The sequence below is a fragment of the Sulfurimonas xiamenensis genome, assembly GCF_009258045.1.
GTDB classification, from domain to species: Bacteria; Campylobacterota; Campylobacteria; order Campylobacterales; family Sulfurimonadaceae; genus Sulfurimonas; species Sulfurimonas xiamenensis.
Genome location: NZ_CP041166.1, coordinates 713,302 through 734,515 on the forward strand (window position 1 = coordinate 713,302; position 21,214 = coordinate 734,515).

Sequence of the window (21,214 nt, forward strand, 5' to 3'; positions counted from 1 at the left end):
TATTTTAAGTATTGTATTTCAGATAGATGAGATTTTTTTTCATTATAAAATAAAATAAAGGATATAAAATAATGTACTCAAAAGATGAATTGTTTTTAGCAATATCAACTGTTGTAGACCCTGAAGTAGGTTTTAACCTTGTAGAGATGGGTCTTATATATGACGCCTCATGTGATGATGAAGGAAATGCATATGTCAAAATGACGCTTTCGACAAAAGCATGTCCTCTGCATCAGTTAATTACACAATGGGTAAAAGATGCTGTAATGAAAATGGCCGGTGTTAAAAATGTTGAAATTGATTTAGTTTGGGAACCGGCTTGGAATATCAGCATGGCTGATGATAATGTTAAAAAAGCGTTAAGCCGCTAACTTTAATTTAAAGTGTAAAAAATTAGTTATTGTTTTTATACTTTTCAATAGCTTCACAAACCTGATGAAGAGATCTTGAGTATTTTTTCAAGTCATTGATATACTTTAAATCATCTGTTGGGTTTGTTATGCTTTTTTTTAAATCAAGTGCTCTATCGTGCAGATTATTTGCACCTATATTTGCAGAAACTCCAGATATATCTAGCAGCATTTTGTCTGCATCTGTTTTGTTTTTATCATTTATATATTTTTGAAGTTTATCTGCTGAGTCACAATAACTTGATATAAAATCATTAAGTATTTCAAGATAAAAGTTTTTATCATCTCCACATATCTCTAAGCCCTTTTCAGTGTCAAGTTTTAAATTAACTTTTTGACTTTTGTAAGAGTTGTTTTGTTCCTCTTCTCCTGTAGTGTATATATATAAAACATCATAAATAGCATCCATTTTAATAGGTTTTTCAAGATGTGCTTCCATACCGGCATTAAGCATATTTTTGATATCTTCAGGTGCGGTATCTCCGCTAAGGGCAATGATAGGTATATGATTATAGTTTTGATTTTTTCTAATCATTCTTGTCGCTTGATATCCATCCATAACCGGCATATGCGCATCCATAAATATGATTGAAAAATCACTCTCTTTTTCTAATATATTTAATGCTTCTTGTCCATTATTCGCAATGGTGATATCTATGCCTGAGTTTGATAAAATAGAAGTTATAACCTTTTGATTGATTATATTGTCTTCGGCAATTAAAATTTTTACATTTTTAAAAAGGGAAAAGTTCTCTTTTGTAATTTTACTGTGAGGAATAAGTTCGCGTTTTTTTCTATTTTCAGGTTCGATGATATCATCTTCTGTTTTACTAGAAGTTTTCACTTCAATGCTTTGTTTATCTAAAGAATCAGAAGTGTTTTTTTTATATAATATTTTAAAAATAAAATAAATTATCAGCAGAGTTACAGCCGTGATTAAGGCGGTAATTTTTAAAAAATATTCATTAATTAATAGCTGCATATTTTCTATTTCTTTTTTTATTTATGATACACTAATAAAAATTAAACTTTACAAAGTTAATGTATAATTATAAAAAAACAGCAGCAAGGTTAGTATGCAAGATATTCCACATATTCCCGTTTTATATAAGCAAGTGTTAGAAATTTTTAATGATATAAAAGAGGGAATAATTATCGACTGCACAATGGGGTATGGTGGACATTCATCAATGCTTCTTGAAGCAAATCCAAATATAAAACTTATTGCAATAGATCAGGATCAGACTGCTATTGACTTTTCTACTAAAAGACTTGAACCTTGCAAGGATAGAGTAGAGATCAAAAAAGGGCGTTTTTCTTCAGTTATAAAAGAGATACTTCAAGAAAATGACATTAAAGAGATTAAAGCTGTTTTAGCAGATATAGGCGTATCTTCTCTTCAGCTGGATCAAAAAGAGAGAGGCTTTTCATTTACAAGTGAAACTCTTGATATGAGAATGAACAAAGAGGCTTCTTTAAGTGCCGCGACAGTTATAAACGAGTATTCACAACAAGAACTTGAGCGAATACTCTTAGAGTACGGTGAACTTAGAAACTATAAAAAAATAGCATCTTTTATAGTTGGCAATCGTCCCTTTTCCTCTGCAAAAGAGTTAAGCGAAGCTACAAAACATTTAATGCCAAAAGGCAAAAAGATTCACCCCTCAACGCTTCTTATGCAGGCTATCCGCATAGAGGTAAATGATGAACTGGGTGAATTAAATTCACTTTTAGACACTATTGAAGAGGCGAAATTCCCAAATGCTAAAATAGCCATTATATCTTTTCATTCACTAGAAGACAGGATTGTAAAAAACAGGTTTAATAAATGGAAAAATAGCTGTATCTGCCCTAAAGAGGCGATGAGATGTACCTGCGGAAATAATCATTCATATGGAAAAATTTTAACAAAAAAGCCTATTACAGCAGAAGATAGCGAACTAAAGGCCAACCCTAGAAGCAGAAGTGCCAAGATGAGAGTTTTTGAGACGGACAGCTGATATGAGCGAAAAAACAGAGTTACTGGATGAAATTGATTTAGTTATAAATCCCAAAAAAAAGGTCGATGCAAACTATCTTTTGTATGTTTTGCTTTCTATTGTATTTGTCTGTGTGATACTTTTTCCAAAGATATATATTCAACAGCAGATATACTTTATAAGCAGGGATATATCAAAATTAAAAAGTGAGTATGATACTCTAAAAGAAGAAAATAGACTTATAAAGGGTTCCGTTGAATCGATACGATATAAAAATCAAATACTTGATACACTTTTTTAAAGAAGTTAAATGATTCGCCGTTTTTTAGAATTTTCGATAGATAAACCACTTTTAAACCATATTTTACTAACTTTTGTTTTTGTGCTCTCTGTCTTTTCATATATTAATATTCCAAAAGAGATTTTTCCGCCTATGAATATGGACAAGGTTACCATTGCAGGCGGATATTCCGGTACTTCAGCTGATGTATTGGACAAGATGGTTGTAAAAACCATTGAAGATGATCTACAAAATATAAGCGAACTAGATGTTATTGAAACAACCATAAAAAATGGCTCATTTTCAATAATAGCAGATATCAAAGCAGGATCTGATAATGCAAATGTATTGAATGATGTAAAAGATATAGTAAGCAGTGTTAAAAAAGATTTGCCTGCAGATATGGAAGAACCTATTGCAAAAATACAGCTGCATAATTTTCCCCTGGCGCTAGTAGCTTTAGCGGGTGATAGACCAAAAGAGGAGCTTTTACAAAGAGCAGAAGAGCTAAAGAGTCAGCTTAGCAGGCTAAAAGATCTAAGTGAAATTACTATTCGAGGCGATGCCGATGAAGAGTTGGTTATAAAGATAAATGAACAAAAGCTTTTAGCTTTTGGACTTCAGCCCTCTTTGGCAATAGAATCACTAAAAAATATAAGTTCGGTTTTTCCGGTAGGAACGATTAAAGAGAGAGGTTCTCATTTATATATATCTACATATAACGGAGAAAAAAGCGAAGAAGCAATAGAAGATACTATTATAAGTATCGGAGATACTAAAGTTCGTATAGGCGATATAGCAGATGCATCATTTCAGCTTAGTGATGAAGCAGAACTTTCTCACTATAACGGTATGAGAAATATATCTATAAATATTTCAAAATCCAAAGAGGGTAATGCGATAGCACTTGTAAAACAGGTGCGTGAAATCTTAAAAGAAAATACAAAACTGCATCCAGAATTACAGTACAAAATATATGCTGATACTTCTGTTTGGATTAAAAATCGGCTTAATATTGTTTTTGCAAATATAATCTTTGGCCTGATGCTGGTTTTTTTGGCGATGCTTATATTTATAAACCGCGGAATAGCTTTTGTAGTTGCTTTAGGTATTCCTCTTAGTTTTATGATTGGTCTTATTGCAACAGAGATTATGGGGGACTCTCTTAATATGCTCTCATTGCTAGGTGCTCTAATAGCTCTTGGGATGCTTGTAGATGAGGCAATTGTTGTTGCAGAAAATATTTACAGACACTTAGAAGAGGGGATGGAGAGAAGAGAAGCGGCAATAGTCGGAGCGCAGGAGATGTTTCCGGCGGTTCTTACTGCAACGCTTACAACGGTTTTTGCATTTTTACCGATGCTTTTGCTTAGCGGTGAGATGGGAATGTTTATAAAAATAGTTCCTATTATGATTACCGTACTTCTTTTATCATCTCTATTTGAAGCATTTTACTTTTTGCCGCTGCATGCACATGACTTTTTAAAGGTTTCTCATAATGAGAGTTTTACAAGAAAGATTTGGAAAAAACTCTCCTCTTGGCATAACGCTTTTTTACATTTTGTATTTAAGAGAAGAAAGACTTCTTTAGTGGTTATAGTGGTAACTATTTTGTCTATAACGGGAGTGATGATTAAAAACGCTAAGTTTCAACTCTTTCCTGATTTTGACACAACACAGGTGTATGTATATGGAAAAGTAAATGTTAACAATGAACTTGAAGATACGGAAGCTATTGTAACCGAACTGGAAAAAGAGCTTTTAAAAAATATAAAAGGCGACGATATAGCATCTATAACTTCTGTTATAGGCTTCAAGCTTGATGCCAAAAATATGGCTGAGACGGGTGAACATCTTTTTCATATATTTATAGATTTAAGTGAGCGTGCTCCCGATAATGCATTTGACAAATATGTAAGCCCTTATCTCTCTATCGAGTATGATAAAGAGAGTTTGATAAGACAAAGAGATGCAAAAGAGATAGCTGTAGATGTTCAAAAGGTAGTAGAACCTTTTAGAGAGATAAAAAAAGATGATAATTTGGTTTTTGAAGAGCTCATTGTAAAAGTTCCCGGAGCCGGTGTAGTTGCTTCAGATATCGAGATAAGCTTAAGTGCCGGTGATGATGAGCAAAAAATGCTAAAAGGCATAAAAGAACTTGAAAATGCACTAAGAGCCATAGATGGTGTCAGCAATATATCAAACGATGCAACACCTGGAGAAAAGGAGTTGAAGCTTCGTGTTAACGAGTATGGACAGCAGTTGGGCTTTAATGAAGAACTTATATCAAGAGAGCTTAGAGCATACTACCTAAAAGGCGAATATGGCAAAATGTTTAACGAAAGCGGCCTTGTTCGCATAAAAATAGAGAGCGGTATAAATGAGCAGATAAGTTCTATAGATACTTTGGAGGTTAAAGTACCATCTTCAGATCAATTAGTTTTGTTGCGAGATGTTTGTGATTTTATCATAACCCAAGGATTTGTGGCTCTTCAAAAAGAGAACGGTGTAAGAATAAGAACAGTTTTGGCTTCCATTGATAAAGAAGTAATAACTTCTGGCGAAGTTATGAAAAAGCTTGAACCTGTATTTGCAAAATTAAAAGATGATGGTTATGTAGTTGATATAAAAGGAGAAGAGAAAGAGAATGCTAAAAATCAAAAAGAGATGCTTCAAGCGGCATTTATCGCAATCTTTTTGATATTTATAACTCTAGTTTGGTTATTTGATTCCATAAAAAAATCTCTTATTGTTTTAAGCACTATACCATTGGTTTTGCTTGGAGTTTTCATTGGACATATAGTTATGGGAATAAACCTCACTATGCCAGGGTTGATAGGAATAGTAGGTCTTGCCGGGGTCGTTGTAAATGATGGACTTATAGTGGTCAATTTTATCAAAAATGCTAAAAATACGGAAGAGTTGATGAAGCAGGCGCAAACAAGATTAAGACCTATACTTTTAACATCATTGACAACTGTTTTGGGACTTTCAACACTTATCTTTTTTGCTTCAGGACAGGCTATGATACTTCAGCCGATGGCAATTTCACTCGGATTTGGAATAGCATGGGCTACATTCCTAAATCTTATCTATGTACCTCTTCTTTATGCCTTAGTTTTCAAAATCAAAGATGCATAAAAATCAGAAAACTCTAAGGTAAATTAAATTATAATTCCGACCTACAAAGCATTTGCTTTTTTAGAAACAGTGGGTTCTTAGCTCAGTTGGTTAGAGCCCCCCGCTCATAACGGGGTGGTCATAGGTTCAAGTCCTATAGAACCCACCACTTACTTTAGATAATTTTAAGCTTCCGCCCATTCAACAACTAAGTGCAACAATTTAAATCATACTTTATTTTTAAAATTTGTATTTTAGATTTATGTGATTTTATAACAAATTTTATATCTATTTAGTGCTATTTAGATAGAATAACCCTATATTATAATTTAGGTATTTTTATTAATGGCAAAAGAGAAGAAACAAAAAAGTATGGAAGAGACTCTTTGGGAGAGTGCAAACAAACTCAGAGGCTCTGTCGAGTCAAGCGAATACAAACATATAGTTTTAGGACTTATTTTTTTAAAGTTTGTAAGTGATACTTACGAAGAACGCAGAGAACAGCTCATAGCTGAAGGCAAAGAGGCATTTGTCGATATGGTAGAGTTTTACACCATGGAAAATGTCTTTTACCTGCCCGAAGAATCACGCTGGAGCTACATAAAACGAAATGCTAAACAAGATGACATAGCCCTTAAAATAGACACCGCCCTCTCTCACATAGAAAAAACCAACAAATCGCTCAAAGGGGCATTGCCCGACAACTACTTCTCAAGGCTTGGGCTTGATGCAAGTAAGCTCTCCGCACTTATAGACACCATCAACAACATAAACACCATAGCAGACAAAGGTCACGATATAGTCGGGCGTGTATATGAGTACTTTTTGAGTAAGTTTGCCATAGCGGAGGGCAAAGGCAAAGGAGAGTTTTACACTCCAAAGTCCATAGTAAACCTTATAGCAAATATGATAGAACCCTACAAAGGCAAGATATACGACCCTGCATGTGGAAGCGGCGGTATGTTTGTACAGTCTGTTAAGTTTATAGATGCTCACAACGGAAACAAAAAAGACATTTCAGTCTATGGTCAAGAGTACACGGCAACTACTTACAAACTAGCAAAGATGAACTTAGCTATCAGAGGAATCTCTGCCAACCTCGGCGATGTACCTGCTGACACATTTTTTAAAGACCAACACAAAGACCTAAAAGCTGACTTCATCATGGCGAACCCGCCATTTAACCAAAAAGATTGGAGAGGTACAAACGAACTGCTCGATGACCCACGATGGGCGGGATACGACACTCCACCAACATCCAACGCCAACTACGCTTGGATACTAAACATGGTATCAAAACTCTCTGTAAACGGTGTAGCTGGCTTCATCCTTGCAAACGGAGCACTTAGTGGTGGCGGTGAAGAGTACAAAATACGAAAGAAACTTATAGAAAATGATTTGGTAGAGGCTATAGTGATTTTACCTAGAAATCTTTTCTATACCACAGACATAAGCGTAACACTTTGGATACTCAATGCGAATAAAAAGCAAAGAGAATTTGAGCAAAATGGTAAAACTAAGGTTCATCGTAACAGAATAGATGAGATACTCTTTATGGACTTAAGACAAAAGGGAGTGCCGTTTGAGAAAAAGTTTACACAGTTTGACGAAGAGACCATCGAAGAAGTAACGACAACTTATCATACATGGCAAAGTGACAAAGAAGCTTACCACGATATAGCAGAATACTGTAAAAGTGCATCAAAAGATGAAGTGATAGCAAAAGACTACTCACTAGTTCCTAGCAAATATATAGAGTTTGTAAACAGAGATGAAAACATAGACTTTGATACAAAAATGGCTACACTGCAAAGTGAATTTGCAGAGCTACTAAAAGAGGAAGAAAAGTCAAAAAAAGAGCTGCTAGAAGTATTTAAAGAGTTGGGTTATGAGATCAAACTATAAAAGGCTAGGACAGTTTATACAGCAAGTAAGTGTAAAAAACATTAATCTAGAAGTTGATAATCTTCTGGGTGTAAGTATCACTAAAAAATTTATTCCTTCTATTGCCAATACTATCGGCACAGATATGTCAACATATAAAATAGTGAAAAAAAATCAATTCACATACGGCTCGATAACTTCACGAAATGGAGATAAAATATCTGTAGCACTACTTGAAGATGATGAGGCGATAGTTTCTACATCGTACACAGTATTTGAAGTTACAAAGCAAGATGAACTGCTCCCTGAATACCTCATGATGTGGTTTAGAAGAGAAGAGTTTGATAGATATGCCAGATATATGTCACATGGAAGTACAAGAGAAGCTTTTGGCTGGGATGAGATGTGTGAAGTAGAACTACCCATACCATCCATAGAAAAACAGCGAGAAATAGTAAAAGAGTACCACACCATTGTAGATAGAATCAAACTAAATGAACAACTGAACCAAAAACTAGAAGAGACCGCACAAAGCATCTACAAAGAGTGGTTTGTAAATTTTGATTCTACTGAAGCGATTAAACTTGATGAATATATTAATTTTAATCCAAAACATACAATAAAAAAAGAACAATTAACAAGTTATGTTGAAATGGCTGATGTACAAGAAGATGCAATGAGCTTAAAAAATATAATAAAAAGACCTTTTACAAGTGGTTCAAAATTTAAAAACCGAGACACCTTATTAGCAAGAATAACGCCATGTTTAGAGAATGGAAAAACTGCTTTTGTAACTGGGCTTGAAGAAAATGAAATAGCCTTTGGTTCAACAGAATTTATTGTAATGAGAGCAAAAAAAGATATTAGTCCGTATTGGGTTTATTGTTTAGCAAGAGAAGAAAACTTTAAATCATATGCAATAAGCAGTATGATTGGATCATCAGGTAGACAAAGAGTACACAGTGATTATTTAAAAGAGTATGAGATGTCTATAGATATTAATAAAATGGATGTATTCCATAAAATAGCAAAACCAATATTTGAGAATATTTATTTTAAAGCAAAAGAAAATAAACATCTTGAAATTTTGAAAGAAACTTTACTTTCAAAAATGGCAACTATTAAGGGGTAAAAAAATGGATAAACATATAAAGAGTATCATTGAAGCAAATAATGACAATAGGCTTGCTATATTTGTTGGTGCCGGTGTTTCAAAAAGTTCTGATACCTTCAGTAACAAAATGCCATTATGGAACAATATTATTGATGAACTAAAAAATGATTTAGAAGGAACAGGGGAACAAGATTATTTAAAACTTGCACAGCTATACTATTTGGAATTTGGAGAATATTTATATTATGATAAATTAAAAAAACTCTTTAATACTACCTTAGAGCCATCAAATATTCATAAACTTATATTTGAAATAAGACCTCAATGTGTAATTACTACAAATTGGGATAAACTACTTGATAAAACCGTAGCTGATAATGCTTTTATGTATGATGTGATTGTTTCAGATAAAGATTTAGTAAAATCCACAACACAAAAAAAACTAATAAAAATGCATGGTGATTTTGAACATCATAATATCGTATTTAAAGAAGATGATTATTTAAATTATACATATGATTTTCCATTGATAGAAAACTTTATTAAAAGTGTATTATCAACTCATACTGTATTATTTATTGGATATTCATATGGTGATTATAATTTAAAACAAATAACTAAATGGATTCAATCATTTTCAAAAGTAAAGCCACCTGCCTATTTACTTAGCTTGAATCATAATAAAAGTGAAATTAAGTATTTAGAAAACCATGGAATAACTTCTCTAGTTTTGGACGATGAAATAAATGATAAAAATAAAAGAGTAGAAAATTTTTTAACTAGAATAAAAACTCAATATCAGGAATCAAAATATATTAATGACGGTGATATTATTAATTATTTTTATGACAAGCTATTGCCTTTTGATAATTTAAATACTTTATTGCCTGAGCAAATTCAAAAAATATTTAAAAAAATCTATTTAAATTACCAAGAAAAATTTATAGTCTTAAACTTTATAAATTTAAATAATTCTGATATATATTATAAAAACTTCCAAATTTTTTTAAGTGCTTTAGACAAGAATGAAATAGATGATAAGTTTTTAAAAGAGTACAAATATAAACTGGATAAAGTATTTGAAATTTTATCTAAGGCTGGTATTGGTGGGATAATGATTAATGATAAAGAATATTATCCTTTTACTTGTGAGTTGTATAGCGGAACCAGTATAAATAATATATTGGAATTTAAGTTCGAAACTAACACTGCAAAAAATGATTTAGAAAAAGCATTTATCCTTTATCAACTGGGCAATAATGAAGACTCTTATTATTTTTATGAAGATATTTTAAAACAATGTTTAAAATCCAAAAATTACATAACACTGTTTTTATCAATGTTTAATAGAAATACATTATTAAAGCATTTGAAGTACGATTTTAAAATTGATTACAAAAAGTATCAAGATATTTTAGAATATGACATTGAAGAAAAGTATGATGATGTTCCCAATAATGTGAAGAAAGCCATATCTCCGATCATTGCAATATTTAAAGATTTTAACTTTATATATAGTTTTGCATTTAATATATCTTCACTTTTAAAAGCAAAAGAAAATTCTAAAAGAACAGTTGAAAGTGGTGGTACAGTCTTCTCAAGTAATTCATCAGAAGCTGAAATTAGACATAAAAACTTATTGTATTTTGTCTTAGGAAATGGTTTTGCTATAGAAAAATATACTGAATTTAAAACAATTATAGAGTATTTTATAAATATATCCATAACAAGACAAGTTCAAGAAAGCGATATAGTTTTAAACAAGTTAGAACTTTATTCTTCTATCAAGTATATAAAAGAGAATGATTTGAAGATAATTTTTGAACCTTATTTAAAAAAAGAATCTGAAAAAAGATTAGTGATAGATAATGCTTTAGAGGAATATTTATTTAATAGTTTACATAACATTACAAAGCACATAGAAGCAGAGGAGACAAAGATTTTTCCAACTTTTGAGGAATATTGGAAAAAAACTGTATTTTTATTATCTATTTCAAAAATTAATCAAAATAGACTAGATTCAATTATAGATAATTTCATGACTATTTTAAATCTATCTAAAAATTCTATTTCTGTGTATCAATCAATTAATGCATTCTTAGCTTATCAATATAATTTATACCAATCTACAATTGATGACAACAGATTGATTAATTTATTAGAAATACTTTTAAATAAAATTATTTGTAAAAACTATAATGGGCATGAACTTATAGCAATTAAAAATAATTATATAAGTAATTTATATGGTGTCTTAAAAATTAACAAAGATGCTATTTTTAGTAATAATATCTTAGTTGATAAACTAATTTTAGAGCTTAATAGTTGGACAAATGAACAAAAAATTGAAATATCAAAATATTTTTTAATAAGTTTATTCTATATTTCAAGTACTTTAATCAAGAAGAAAATAAAAAAATTTATTAGTGATATAAAATATGAGTCTATTGAAGATAATTATGAAAAACTCGATTTTGAATTGTTCTTATTATCTAATGATTTTGTGAGTATAGATATACAAAAATTAATAACAAGCATTGACATAGAAATAGAAAAGTATAGAGATGGAAAATCGATGTCAACAGCTTTATATACTTTAAAACAAAGGTTGGAGTATTTAACAAAACAAAAAAATATTGTTGAATTCGAATCTTTATTGAATGAACTGATACAACTAATTTACAACTTTGAATCAAAAAACAATAATTCTTTTTTTTAGTATGGATAATTATTAAATGGATCATAGTTATGACTAAGCAAATGGAAAAAAACAATGAATAGCATTACAAACCTAATAAACCAAGGTGAGAGCAAAACCCTAGAGTTTAAAGAGAGCTTGCCAAAAAACGACTCTATTGCCAAAACCGCTATAGCTTTTTCAAATACAAGTGGTGGCAAGCTTATCATTGGGGTGAATGATGCAAGAGAGATAGTCGGCATAGATGATGAAAACATCTATGAGCTTCAAGATAAAATAGCCTCTATTATCTTTGACAACTGCACACCAAATATCTTGCCAGAGATCTATACCCTCAATATTGATGGCAAACTACTGTTGGTTATAGAAGTTTTTAGAGGTAATCTGATGCCGTACTACTTAAAAAGTGAGGGCAAAAACAGCGGTACATATTTACGCATAGGGGCGACCAATAGAAAAGCAGACTTTGAGCATATAGTAGAGTTAGAGCGACAAAAACGACACATAGGTTACGATGAAGAAGTAAACTATGATGTAGCCCTAGACACGCTTGACTTAAGCCCTTTACACTCACGCTTTGCTACTCTTGGCAAAACTCTTGATGATAAAAAGCTACACAATCTCAGACTACTCAAAACAGAACATGGAACCACCTACCCGACAAACGCACTCTTGATACTTTTAGGTAAGTTTGAAAACTGTACGGTCAAGTGTGCTAGGTTTAAAGGCACGACGATGGAAATTTTCATCGACAAAAAAGAGTATAGCGGTGATATTTTTAGTGTGCTTGAAAATACGCAAAACTTCATCTTAAACCATATAAATCTAAGAGGTGAAATAAAAGGACTTTACAGAACTGACTCTTATGAGATTCCACAAGTAGCTTTAAGAGAGGCACTGATAAACGCCCTCATTCACAGAGACTACATCAACAAAGGTAGAGATATAAAAGTAGGCATCTATGATGATATTGTCAACATCGTATCCCCTGGAAGTTTTCCAAACACCATTACATCCCAAGATATAGCGAACGGCAGAAGTGAAGCGAGAAACAAAGTACTAGCAAATATTTTCAAAGAGCTAGGGCTAATCGAGCAGTGGGGAAGTGGCATAAACAGAATAAAAACTATTTGTACTACCGAAGGGCTAAAAGAGCCAAAAATAGAGGAGCAAAATGATTTTGTGGATGTAGAACTTTTCCGTCCGCAAAACACTGAGATGGATGATAAAGTGTCGGATACCGCCCTTAAACCGTCGGAAAACCGTCGGATACCGTCGGATTGCTCAGAGCAAGAAAAAGCAATAATTGAATATCTTCTTGAAAATCAAACTATCAAGTCAAAACAAGTAGAAGAACTACTTGGTATAAAAGAGAGTAGAACAAGAGAACTACTTAAAAATATGACCCATAAAAAGCTCATAAGCAAGCTAGGAAGCGGAAGAAATACGCACTATAAGGCAGTAAGCGATGAGTAGCACCCCACCATACACAATAACCTCAAAAATACTAAAACTCTCAACTCGTATTAGCGAAGAGCTGACAAAGCTTCAATTCAACAAAGCATCTAAAGTAAACCCAATGCTTAGAAAAAAGAACCGCATCAAAACCTTAGCAGGTACTTTGGAGATAGAAGGAAACTTTCTTGGTGAAGAGAAGATCACAGCTATTTTGGACGGTAAAAAAGTTTTAGGTACTGTAAAAGAAGTTGCAGAAGTAAATGGAGCTATAAAAGCTTATGAGAGACTTGATGAGTACAAATACGATGAGTTAGACGATCTATTTCTTGCACACAAAATATTGATGGGTGAGATATTGTCGTCTGCTGGGAGCTTTAGAGGTGTAAATGTACAAGTGGGTGAACATATCGCCCCACAGCCTAGCATGGTAAATGACTTGATGACAAACCTTTTTGCATGGCTAAAAAACAGTGATGAGCATATGCTTTTGAAGTCGTGTATATTTCACTATGAGTTTGAGTTTATACATCCGTTTTCAGATGGAAACGGTAGAATCGGAAGACTTTGGCAAAGTGTTATCTTAAACAGCTTTAATCCTATTTTTTCACTTCTACCGACAGAGAGTATAGTAAGAGATCATCAAGAAGAGTACTATAAAGCTATAGAAAACTCAACTGAGTTAGGAGAAAGCACACCATTTATAGAGTTTATGCTTGAGATGATATTGCAATCCATGCAAAAAGTAAAAAATGATGTCCCTATAAATGTCCCTAAAGATGTCCCAATAAAAAGGCTGAATAAAATAATTGAACTTGTCATTGAAAATAGAGATATCACAATAGCACAACTTGCAAATATGTTAGAAGTGTCTGACAAAACAATCAAAAGAGATATAGCAAAACTAAAAGAGCAAAATAGACTTACAAGAGTCGGAAGTCTAAAATCGGGGCACTGGGAAATATATCATGGGTAAATTTACAGAAGAGAAACTAGAACTGGCATTTATAGAGCTACTTGATGAACAAGGCATAAGCTATCAGTACGGCAAAGATATACAAAGAGGTGATAGTGAAGTACTTCTAGTAGATGATTTGAGAGCTTATCTAGCTTCTAGGTATAAAAGCGATAATATCACACAAAGTGAAATCACTCAAATTATTCGTAAGCTAGAATCATATCCTGCAAGTGATCTCTACGATACAAACAAATCTATCATGAAGCTTGTTTCTGATGGGTTTATATTTAAAAGAGAAGATGCAAATCAAAAAGATATCTATGTAGAGTTTATAGACTATGACGATGTACAAAATAACAATTTTAAAATAATTAATCAGCTTGAAATAACAGGCTACGAAAAACGAATCCCTGATGGCATACTGTATATAAACGGTATGCCATTGGTAGTGTTTGAGTTTAAAAGTGCCATAAGAGAAGACGCTACCATACACAATGCTTTTGTGCAGCTCACCACAAGATACCGCAGGGACATCCCAGAGCTTTTTAAGTACAACGCTTTTTGTGTCATAAGTGACGGAGTAAACAACAAAGCAGGCTCCTTTTTTGCTCCCTATGAGTTTTTTTACTCTTGGAGAAAGATTACAGGCGATGAAGTAGAGGTTGATGGGATTGCATCGCTTCACAGTATGATTCAAGGTATGTTTAACAAAGAACGCCTTGTAGATATTATCCATAACTTTATCTACATGCCCGACAAATCAAAAAAAGAGGAAAAGATAGTTTGCCGCTATCCTCAGTACTATGCTACTAGAAAGCTCTACGAAAATATCAAAGAGCATCAAAAACCTCATGGTGACGGTAAAGGCGGTACATACTTTGGTGCTACTGGGTGTGGCAAGAGCTTTACCATGCTTTACCTCACGCGAATGCTTATGAAAAGCGTACATTTCTCTAGCCCTACCATCATACTTATTACCGATAGAACCGACTTGGATGTGCAATTAAGCAGCCAGTTTTCAAATGCCAAAGGTTTTATTGGTGATGATGGCATAGTAAGCGTAGAGAGTCGTGAAGATTTAAGGCAAAGACTAAGCGGTCGTGAAAGTGGCGGAGTCTTTTTGACTACCATTCATAAATTTACCGAAGATTTAGAGATACTTAGCCGGCGTTCAAACATCATAGTCATATCTGATGAAGCACACAGAAGCCAGATAAATCTAGACCAAAAAGTAAAAGTGACAAAAGACGGCGTAAAGAAAACTTATGGTTTTGCAAAGTACTTGCACGATTCACTTCCAAATGCTACTTATGTTGGCTTTACAGGAACACCTATTGATGCTACGCTTGATGTCTTTGGTGCTGTGGTAGATAGCTATACCATGACGGAATCGGTACGAGATGAAATTACCGTAAGAATTGTTTATGAGGGAAGAGCCGCAAAGGTCTTACTTGATAATGCAAAGCTTCAAGAGATAGAAGAGTACTATGATGAGTGTGCAGAGCTTGGAGCAAACGAACACCAAATAGATGAGAGCAAAAAAGTGATGGCGAACATGAATGCCATTCTTGGAGACCCAGACCGCATAAAAGCTTTGGCTAAAGACTTTGTAGAGCATTATGAAAAAAGAGTGAGCGAAGGGGCAACACTTAAGGGTAAAGCTCTTTTTGTATCAAGCAGCAGACATATTGCATACGCACTTTTTCAAGAGCTTATTGCCCTACGACCTGAGTGGAATGAACAACGAGTATGTGATGAGGCTGTTGTGCTAAGTGATAAAGAGAAAAAAGAGATACTTCCGTTAGAACGACTCAAAATGATTATGACTCGAAATCCAGATGATGAAAAAGAGTTGTATGATGCGCTTGGAACAAAAGAGTATAGAAAAATGCTCGATACACAGTTTAAAAATGAAAAATCAAATTTTAAAATTGCTATAGTTGTAGATATGTGGCTTACGGGGTTCGATGTGCCATTTTTAGACACCATCTATATAGACAAACCCATACAGCAACACAATCTCATCCAAACTATCTCTAGGGTAAATAGAAAATATGCAGGTAAAGATAAGGGGCTTGTAGTTGATTATATCGGTATTAAAACCGCTATGAACAAAGCACTTAAACAGTTCTCACAAATAGATAGCCAAAACTTTGAAGATATAAACGCTTCTATTGTGGCAGTAAAAGACCAACTCGATTTATTGGCGAAGTTATTTTATAGATTTGATAAAAGCCTTTATTTTAAAGGGACACCGACCCAGCAACTAGAGTGCTTAAATCTTGCCAGTGAGTTTGTACAGCTTACAAAGGAGTTAGAAACTCGTTTTATGTATGTAGTCAAAAGACTTAAATCTGCTTACGATATTTGTTGTGGGAGTGAAGCGTTTAGTGAGAATGAAAAAGACCATATTCACTTTTATTTGGCTGTTCGTTCTATTGTAGCAAAACTTACTCGTGGTGAAGCTCCTGATACTGCTCAAATGAATGCAAAAGTGGCACAGATGATTAGTGAAGCTCTTAAAAGTGACGGGGTAGAAGAGATATTTAAACTAGGAAGTGAAGACGAAGCTCAAATAGATATTTTTGATGAAGATTATATCAACAAGATAGAGAAGATAAAGTTACCAAATACGAAAATAAAACTACTCCAGCAGCTTCTGGCAAAAGCACTTGAGGAGTTCAGCCGAGTAAACAAAGTAAAAGGCGTAGAGTTTTCCAAAAAATTTACTGCTCTTGTTGAGAAGTATAATGAACGCAAAGAAGAAGATGTACTAGTGAGTAATGTTTTAAATGATTTCACTGATGAGATTATCGATCTTTATCACGAACTGCGAAAAGAGAAAGAGTCTTTTGGTGATATGGGAATAGACTTTGAAGAGAAAGCTTTTTACGATATATTGAAAGCGATAGCACATAAATATGATTTTGATTACCCTGAAGACAAACTCATTATGCTTGCCAAAGAGCTAAAAAAAGCTGTTGATGATAAAAGTAAATATACCGATTGGAATATAAGAGAAGATATAAAAGCAGAACTAAAAGTTGATTTGATTATGCTGTTAGCAAAACACGGTTATCCACCGATTACAAAAGATGAAGTGTTTAAAGAGATATTTGAACAGGCTGAGAATTTTAAAAGGTTCAGAAAATAAGTTTATAATGATTGTTTTGATGGATTATAAACTTGAATTGGAGTTTATATAAAAAAGAATTTTTTGTAAAAATATATATTATTTCTATAATTTAATTGTGCTAAAATATTATTATCAGCGCAATTAGAGAGGGGGGGTAGATTTTGAATTTTGAATATACAAACATTATAGATTCCAAGTATAGACCAAAACTTTTTTATAAAAAAAACAAAAGTGATAGAAGAGTCGGTGTTGAAATAGAATATTCTAATTTACCTCTTTTAAACAGTGCGGCTGTTGTTTCATCATTGTTCGGCGGGAATATAGTTGAGGTAAATAAATATAAAGTAGTACTTAAAAAGACGAAATATGGTGATTTTACATTTGAATTAGATGCTATGTTTTTACAAAAAATAGAAAGCAAAGGGCTGTTTACAAAATTAAGCAGCGTTATAGGAACAATATCGAGCGATATCAATGATTTGCTTGAAAAAACTTCTAAAAAATTTATTCCTTTTGAGATATCTTCACCGCCTATTCCTATTTCAAAACTGCCATTACTTGATAATATGATAGATAAACTCAGGCTTCAGGGTGCATTAGGTACTACTTACTCTTTTCAATACGCCTTTGGTGTTCACTTTAACATAGAACCGCCAAGTGACGAGATGGGTGATATACTGAAAATTTTTAAATCTTTTTTGATTTTACAGAAGTGGATAGAAGTGCAAAGCGAGCTTGATATAGCTAGAAAAATGTCCCCTTTTATTAACGATTTTCCAAAAGAGTATATCAGGCTTGTTGTAAACAAAGAGTACAATCCCGATAAAGAGCACTTTATAGAAGATTATCTTTTTTACAATCCAACTAGAAATCGTGTTTTAGACATGCTGCCAATGTTGGCACACTGGGATGAAAAAAGAGTAAGAAAACAGCTGCCTGATGAAAAAATCAATCCTAGACCGACTTATCATTATAGACTTCCAAATTCAAAAATTGATCTCTTTAGATGGAATCTTTCTGTAGAGTTTCAGTTATGGGTAATTGTGGAGCTGTTGGCAAACAATGAAAAACTTTTTGAAGAGATGAGTGAGAAATTTTTTAAAAAAATAGAAAAAGCAATCTTTAGCAAAGATGAATGGGTAGAGGAGTGTCAAAAATGCGTACTAGAGCTACTGTCATAGTGACAGGTCCCAGGAAGGGAACAATTTCGAGATTTTTTATATGTTTTGCGCTTTTTTTGGCAGGTGTGAAGTCAAAAGTAGTAATACCGGGTGATGATATAAAAAATTTAAAAATGGATGGTTTGATTATCAGCGGTGGAGATGATCTTTATCATGCACTGTTTGAGCAAGAGACATGTGAACTTGAAGAAGTTATTAACTATCAAAGAGATCTTTTAGAGTATACCTTGTTGTATAGAGCGGTAAAAGAAAAAAAACCGGTACTTGGCATTTGCAGAGGTTACCAGCTTATTAATGTCTTTTTTGGAGGCACTCTGCATAAAGATATCAGAAAAGGTGATTATAAGTATAGATATACCCCTTTTCCTTGGAAAAAAATAGAACTCAAAGAAGATGGACTTTTATGTGAAATAGTGCAAAAGCAGAGTTTAAAAATTAATACTCTGCATTATCAAGCAGTTGATAAATTGGCAAAAAAATTTAGGCTCGAAGCTGTTGATGATTATAATATTACTCAAGCAATATCATCAAAAAGTCATGATTTTTTAATTTTTGGAGTTCAGTGGCATCCAGAGTATCTTTTTTATATGAAAAGCCATTTTAAAATTTTTAAAAAATTAGTAGAAGCCGTATATGCAAGAGTTGAACAATAAAACAGTGTAAATAAAAAATAAGATATTATTTTAAAAAAAAGAGAAATGATGAAACTTATAATAAACGGTGAAATAAAAGAGTTTAGCGAAAATGTAACTCTTGAAAATGTTTTAAAAGAGTTGGGATTAACAGATAAAGTTATGGCAGCAGCCGTAAATATGGAGATAGTAAAACAAAATCAGTGGGCAACTTATACTTTAAAAGATAATGATAAACTAGAGTTGTTAGATTTTGTCGGCGGGGGCTGATTCAATGGCTACTACAGCTATGGCATAATCCCCGTCATGAGTAATGGAGAGACTGGAATCTAAAATATTAAAATTGTTTAAAAGTTTTTCTGATAATTTTAATTTTGGTGCACCGTTTGATGTTTTATATATAGCAATATCATGAAAGCTGCATTTTGAGCCTATGCCAACTCCCAAGGCTTTTGAACAGGCTTCTTTTGCTGCCCAAAAGCCAGAAGCTGTTTTGTAGTTTTTAACAAGCTTTATTTCTTCTTTGGATAGAAATTTAAGAAGGGCTTTTTCGCCAAATCGCTCTATAAAGAGATTCATGCGAGATGTTTTTATAAGATCTATTCCAATCATCTGTTATATATCAAATATTAATTACAAATAGTTATGTTTAAAGTTTTGATAATTTCTTCAAATATATCGCCAGCCTGACGATCCATATCATCTTGATATTCGATAACCATTACATCTTTTTTATCAGTTATATTGCATATATATGTTTCAGGTTTTATGTCATATTTGGCAATTATTTTATCAACAGTGGAGCATACTAATTTCGCCTCTTCTTTTCCTTCATATGCTATTGATAATTTTGCGTATTTTTCTTCACTTTTTACTTGAGCATCCATCTATCTGTTTCCTTTTAAATATTTATTAGAGCGGATTATACTATGAATAGATTAAAACAGATTTTAATGTTTGTTTAATCAGTACCACTCCAGCAATTTTGTAACTTCATCTACAATAAATGTTTTGATATTTGATTTTTCCAACGGTTTTTTTGCAACAAGTGCTTTGGATATATTTTGCATGCTTGCCTCTTTAAGTCTTGCATCCATTGCAAAAACATCCCTAACATCACCGACAAGAGAAACTTCGCCTATAAAAACGGTTTGTTTGGAAATCGCACGATTGCGAAAACTGCTGATAATTGCTGCTAATATTGCCAAATCCGCAGAAGTTTCGTTTATTTTAATACCGCCTGTAATATTAATAAAAACATCATATCCAGATAAAGGAATTTCAAGTTTTCTCTCCAAAAGTGCAAGCAGCATATTTAGTCTGTTTGTATCAAAACCTGTAGCCTGTCTTTTAGAGTTTGCGGTATGCGACTCTGAAACAAGAGCCTGTACTTCGAGTATAATCGGGCGGGAGCCTTCCATAACAACAGTCAGAGCTGATCCCGCCTGTTCTGAGTTGCGGTTGAAAAATCTTGAAGCTACATCAGTTGCTGATACAAGTCCATTGTTTTTCATCTCAAAAACACCGATTTCGCTTGTCGGCCCAAAACGGTTTTTAAATCCTCTTAAAATCCGAAGTTCCTGTGAAGAGTCGCCTTCAAAATATAAGACGGTATCAACCATATGCTCTAAAACTCTTGGACCGGCGATTGATCCCTCTTTTGTAATATGCCCAATAATAAAGATAGCGATGTTTTTATCTTTTGCAATACGCATAAGCTCAAAGGTAATCTGTCTTACTTGAGTTACAGACCCCGGTGCAGATGCGATATTTTCGGAGTAGAGTGTTTGAATGGAGTCGATAATTAAAAAAGTATAATCTTTATGTTCAAGTTCTGTTAAAACCTGCTCAAGTCTTATCTCGCTCAATAGATATAAAGTATCTTGATTTGCACCGAGTCTATTTGCGCGCAGTTTTATCTGAGAACCTGACTCTTCACCTGTTACATACAGAACATTTTGTCCGCTTGAAGCTATATCTGCACCGACTTTTAAAAGGAGTGTCGATTTTCCAACACCCGGACTTCCTCCTATAAGTGTCAGTGAGCCCGGCACAACTCCTCCGCCAAGAACCATATCCAGCTCTATATCTTTAGAGCTAAATCGAAATACCTTCTCTTCTTTTATCTCATTTATGCTGATTGCTTTTGCGGAGGTGCTTGATGCTGATTTTGTTTTTTTTACAACTTCTTGCTGGTGCTCATTAAGCTCTATAAATGAGTCCCATGCCCCACAGTTTGTGCATTTGCCCATCCATTTTGGTGTTGTAAATCCACAGTGTTGACACTCAAAGAGAATCTTTTTTTTAGACATAAAATAAGCCTTTATAGGAGAGTTGTGCGATTATACTTATTTTAAAGTGTTCTCT

General features: G+C 33.2%; 17 protein-coding genes and 1 tRNA gene. 14 read left to right on the plus strand and 4 right to left on the minus strand.

The genetic code is table 11. From position 1 onward, the window contains the following. Positions 1 to 71 precede the first annotated feature (71 nt). A complete protein-coding gene (locus FJR47_RS03740; protein WP_152299124.1) occupies positions 72 to 371 on the plus strand; it encodes a metal-sulfur cluster assembly factor in 300 nt (99 codons plus the stop codon). Between the two features lie 22 nt (positions 372 to 393). On the opposite strand, the gene FJR47_RS03745 is transcribed toward FJR47_RS03740, so the two are convergent. Then, on the minus strand, positions 394 to 1,254 hold the full coding sequence (locus FJR47_RS03745; RefSeq protein ID WP_188093749.1) for a response regulator: 861 nt from the start codon (positions 1,252 to 1,254) through the stop codon (positions 394 to 396). A 232-nt stretch (positions 1,255 to 1,486) separates the two neighbouring features. Between FJR47_RS03745 and rsmH the strand changes: the two genes are divergently transcribed. The 13 genes from rsmH (at position 1,487) to thiS (ending at position 19,117) form a co-directional block, all read left to right on the plus strand. Further along, the gene (rsmH, locus tag FJR47_RS03750; RefSeq protein ID WP_152299126.1) at positions 1,487 to 2,410 is read left to right on the plus strand and encodes a 16S rRNA (cytosine(1402)-N(4))-methyltransferase RsmH; all 924 of its coding nucleotides are present in this window, start codon (positions 1,487 to 1,489) and stop codon (positions 2,408 to 2,410) included. A gap of 1 nt (position 2,411) precedes the next feature. Continuing rightward, entirely contained in the window at positions 2,412 to 2,690 is a 279-nt protein-coding gene (locus tag FJR47_RS03755) for a hypothetical protein (RefSeq protein ID WP_152299127.1), read from the plus strand. A gap of 9 nt (positions 2,691 to 2,699) precedes the next feature. Further along, positions 2,700 to 5,810 (plus strand): efflux RND transporter permease subunit, encoded by a 3,111-nt coding sequence (locus FJR47_RS03760; protein ID WP_152299128.1) that lies wholly within the window; start codon positions 2,700 to 2,702, stop codon positions 5,808 to 5,810. A gap of 71 nt (positions 5,811 to 5,881) precedes the next feature. Then, a tRNA-Ile gene (locus FJR47_RS03765) sits at positions 5,882 to 5,958 on the plus strand. Between the two features lie 176 nt (positions 5,959 to 6,134). Further along, on the plus strand, positions 6,135 to 7,694 hold the full coding sequence (locus FJR47_RS03770) for a type I restriction-modification system subunit M (protein WP_152299129.1): 1,560 nt from the start codon (positions 6,135 to 6,137) through the stop codon (positions 7,692 to 7,694). Then, complete coding sequence (locus tag FJR47_RS03775) at positions 7,678 to 8,805, plus strand: restriction endonuclease subunit S (RefSeq protein WP_152299130.1); 1,128 nt, start codon at positions 7,678 to 7,680, stop codon at positions 8,803 to 8,805. Before FJR47_RS03770 ends, FJR47_RS03775 begins: the two co-directional genes overlap by 17 nt. 4 nt (positions 8,806 to 8,809) lie before the next feature. Beyond that, positions 8,810 to 11,506 carry an SIR2 family protein gene (locus tag FJR47_RS03780; protein WP_152299131.1) on the plus strand — a complete coding sequence of 899 codons (2,697 nt, stop codon included), beginning with the start codon at positions 8,810 to 8,812 and terminating at the stop codon, positions 11,504 to 11,506. Positions 11,507 to 11,560: 54 nt separating this feature from the next. Next, positions 11,561 to 12,961, plus strand: coding sequence for an AlbA family DNA-binding domain-containing protein (locus tag FJR47_RS03785; protein ID WP_152299132.1), 1,401 nt, complete (start codon positions 11,561 to 11,563; stop codon positions 12,959 to 12,961). Further along, entirely contained in the window at positions 12,954 to 13,916 is a 963-nt protein-coding gene (locus tag FJR47_RS03790; protein ID WP_152299133.1) for a Fic family protein, read from the plus strand. The genes FJR47_RS03785 and FJR47_RS03790 overlap by 8 nt, the downstream gene beginning before the upstream one ends. Next, positions 13,909 to 17,052, plus strand: coding sequence for a type I restriction endonuclease subunit R (locus tag FJR47_RS03795; RefSeq protein WP_152299134.1), 3,144 nt, complete (start codon positions 13,909 to 13,911; stop codon positions 17,050 to 17,052). Before FJR47_RS03790 ends, FJR47_RS03795 begins: the two co-directional genes overlap by 8 nt. Positions 17,053 to 17,195: 143 nt before the next feature. After that, on the plus strand, positions 17,196 to 18,215 hold the full coding sequence (locus tag FJR47_RS03800; protein ID WP_188093750.1) for an amidoligase family protein: 1,020 nt from the start codon (positions 17,196 to 17,198) through the stop codon (positions 18,213 to 18,215). Further along, positions 18,191 to 18,868 carry a gamma-glutamyl-gamma-aminobutyrate hydrolase family protein gene (locus FJR47_RS03805; protein WP_159570779.1) on the plus strand — a complete coding sequence of 226 codons (678 nt, stop codon included), beginning with the start codon at positions 18,191 to 18,193 and terminating at the stop codon, positions 18,866 to 18,868. The genes FJR47_RS03800 and FJR47_RS03805 overlap by 25 nt, the downstream gene beginning before the upstream one ends. Before the next feature lie 48 nt (positions 18,869 to 18,916). Next, a complete protein-coding gene (thiS, locus tag FJR47_RS03810; RefSeq protein ID WP_152299137.1) occupies positions 18,917 to 19,117 on the plus strand; it encodes a sulfur carrier protein ThiS in 201 nt (66 codons plus the stop codon). On the opposite strand, the gene acpS is transcribed toward thiS, so the two are convergent. From acpS to radA, 3 genes are all read right to left on the minus strand, one after another. Next, positions 19,094 to 19,459, minus strand: a complete 366-nt coding sequence (gene acpS / locus FJR47_RS03815; protein ID WP_152299138.1) for a holo-ACP synthase — start codon at positions 19,457 to 19,459, stop codon at positions 19,094 to 19,096. The two genes, thiS and acpS, sit on opposite strands and share 24 nt — an antisense overlap. 17 nt (positions 19,460 to 19,476) lie before the next feature. Beyond that, the gene (locus FJR47_RS03820; RefSeq protein ID WP_152299139.1) at positions 19,477 to 19,734 is read right to left on the minus strand and encodes a hypothetical protein; all 258 of its coding nucleotides are present in this window, start codon (positions 19,732 to 19,734) and stop codon (positions 19,477 to 19,479) included. Between the two features lie 78 nt (positions 19,735 to 19,812). Then, on the minus strand, positions 19,813 to 21,159 hold the full coding sequence (radA, locus tag FJR47_RS03825; RefSeq protein ID WP_152299140.1) for a DNA repair protein RadA: 1,347 nt from the start codon (positions 21,157 to 21,159) through the stop codon (positions 19,813 to 19,815). Positions 21,160 to 21,214 lie beyond the last annotated feature (55 nt).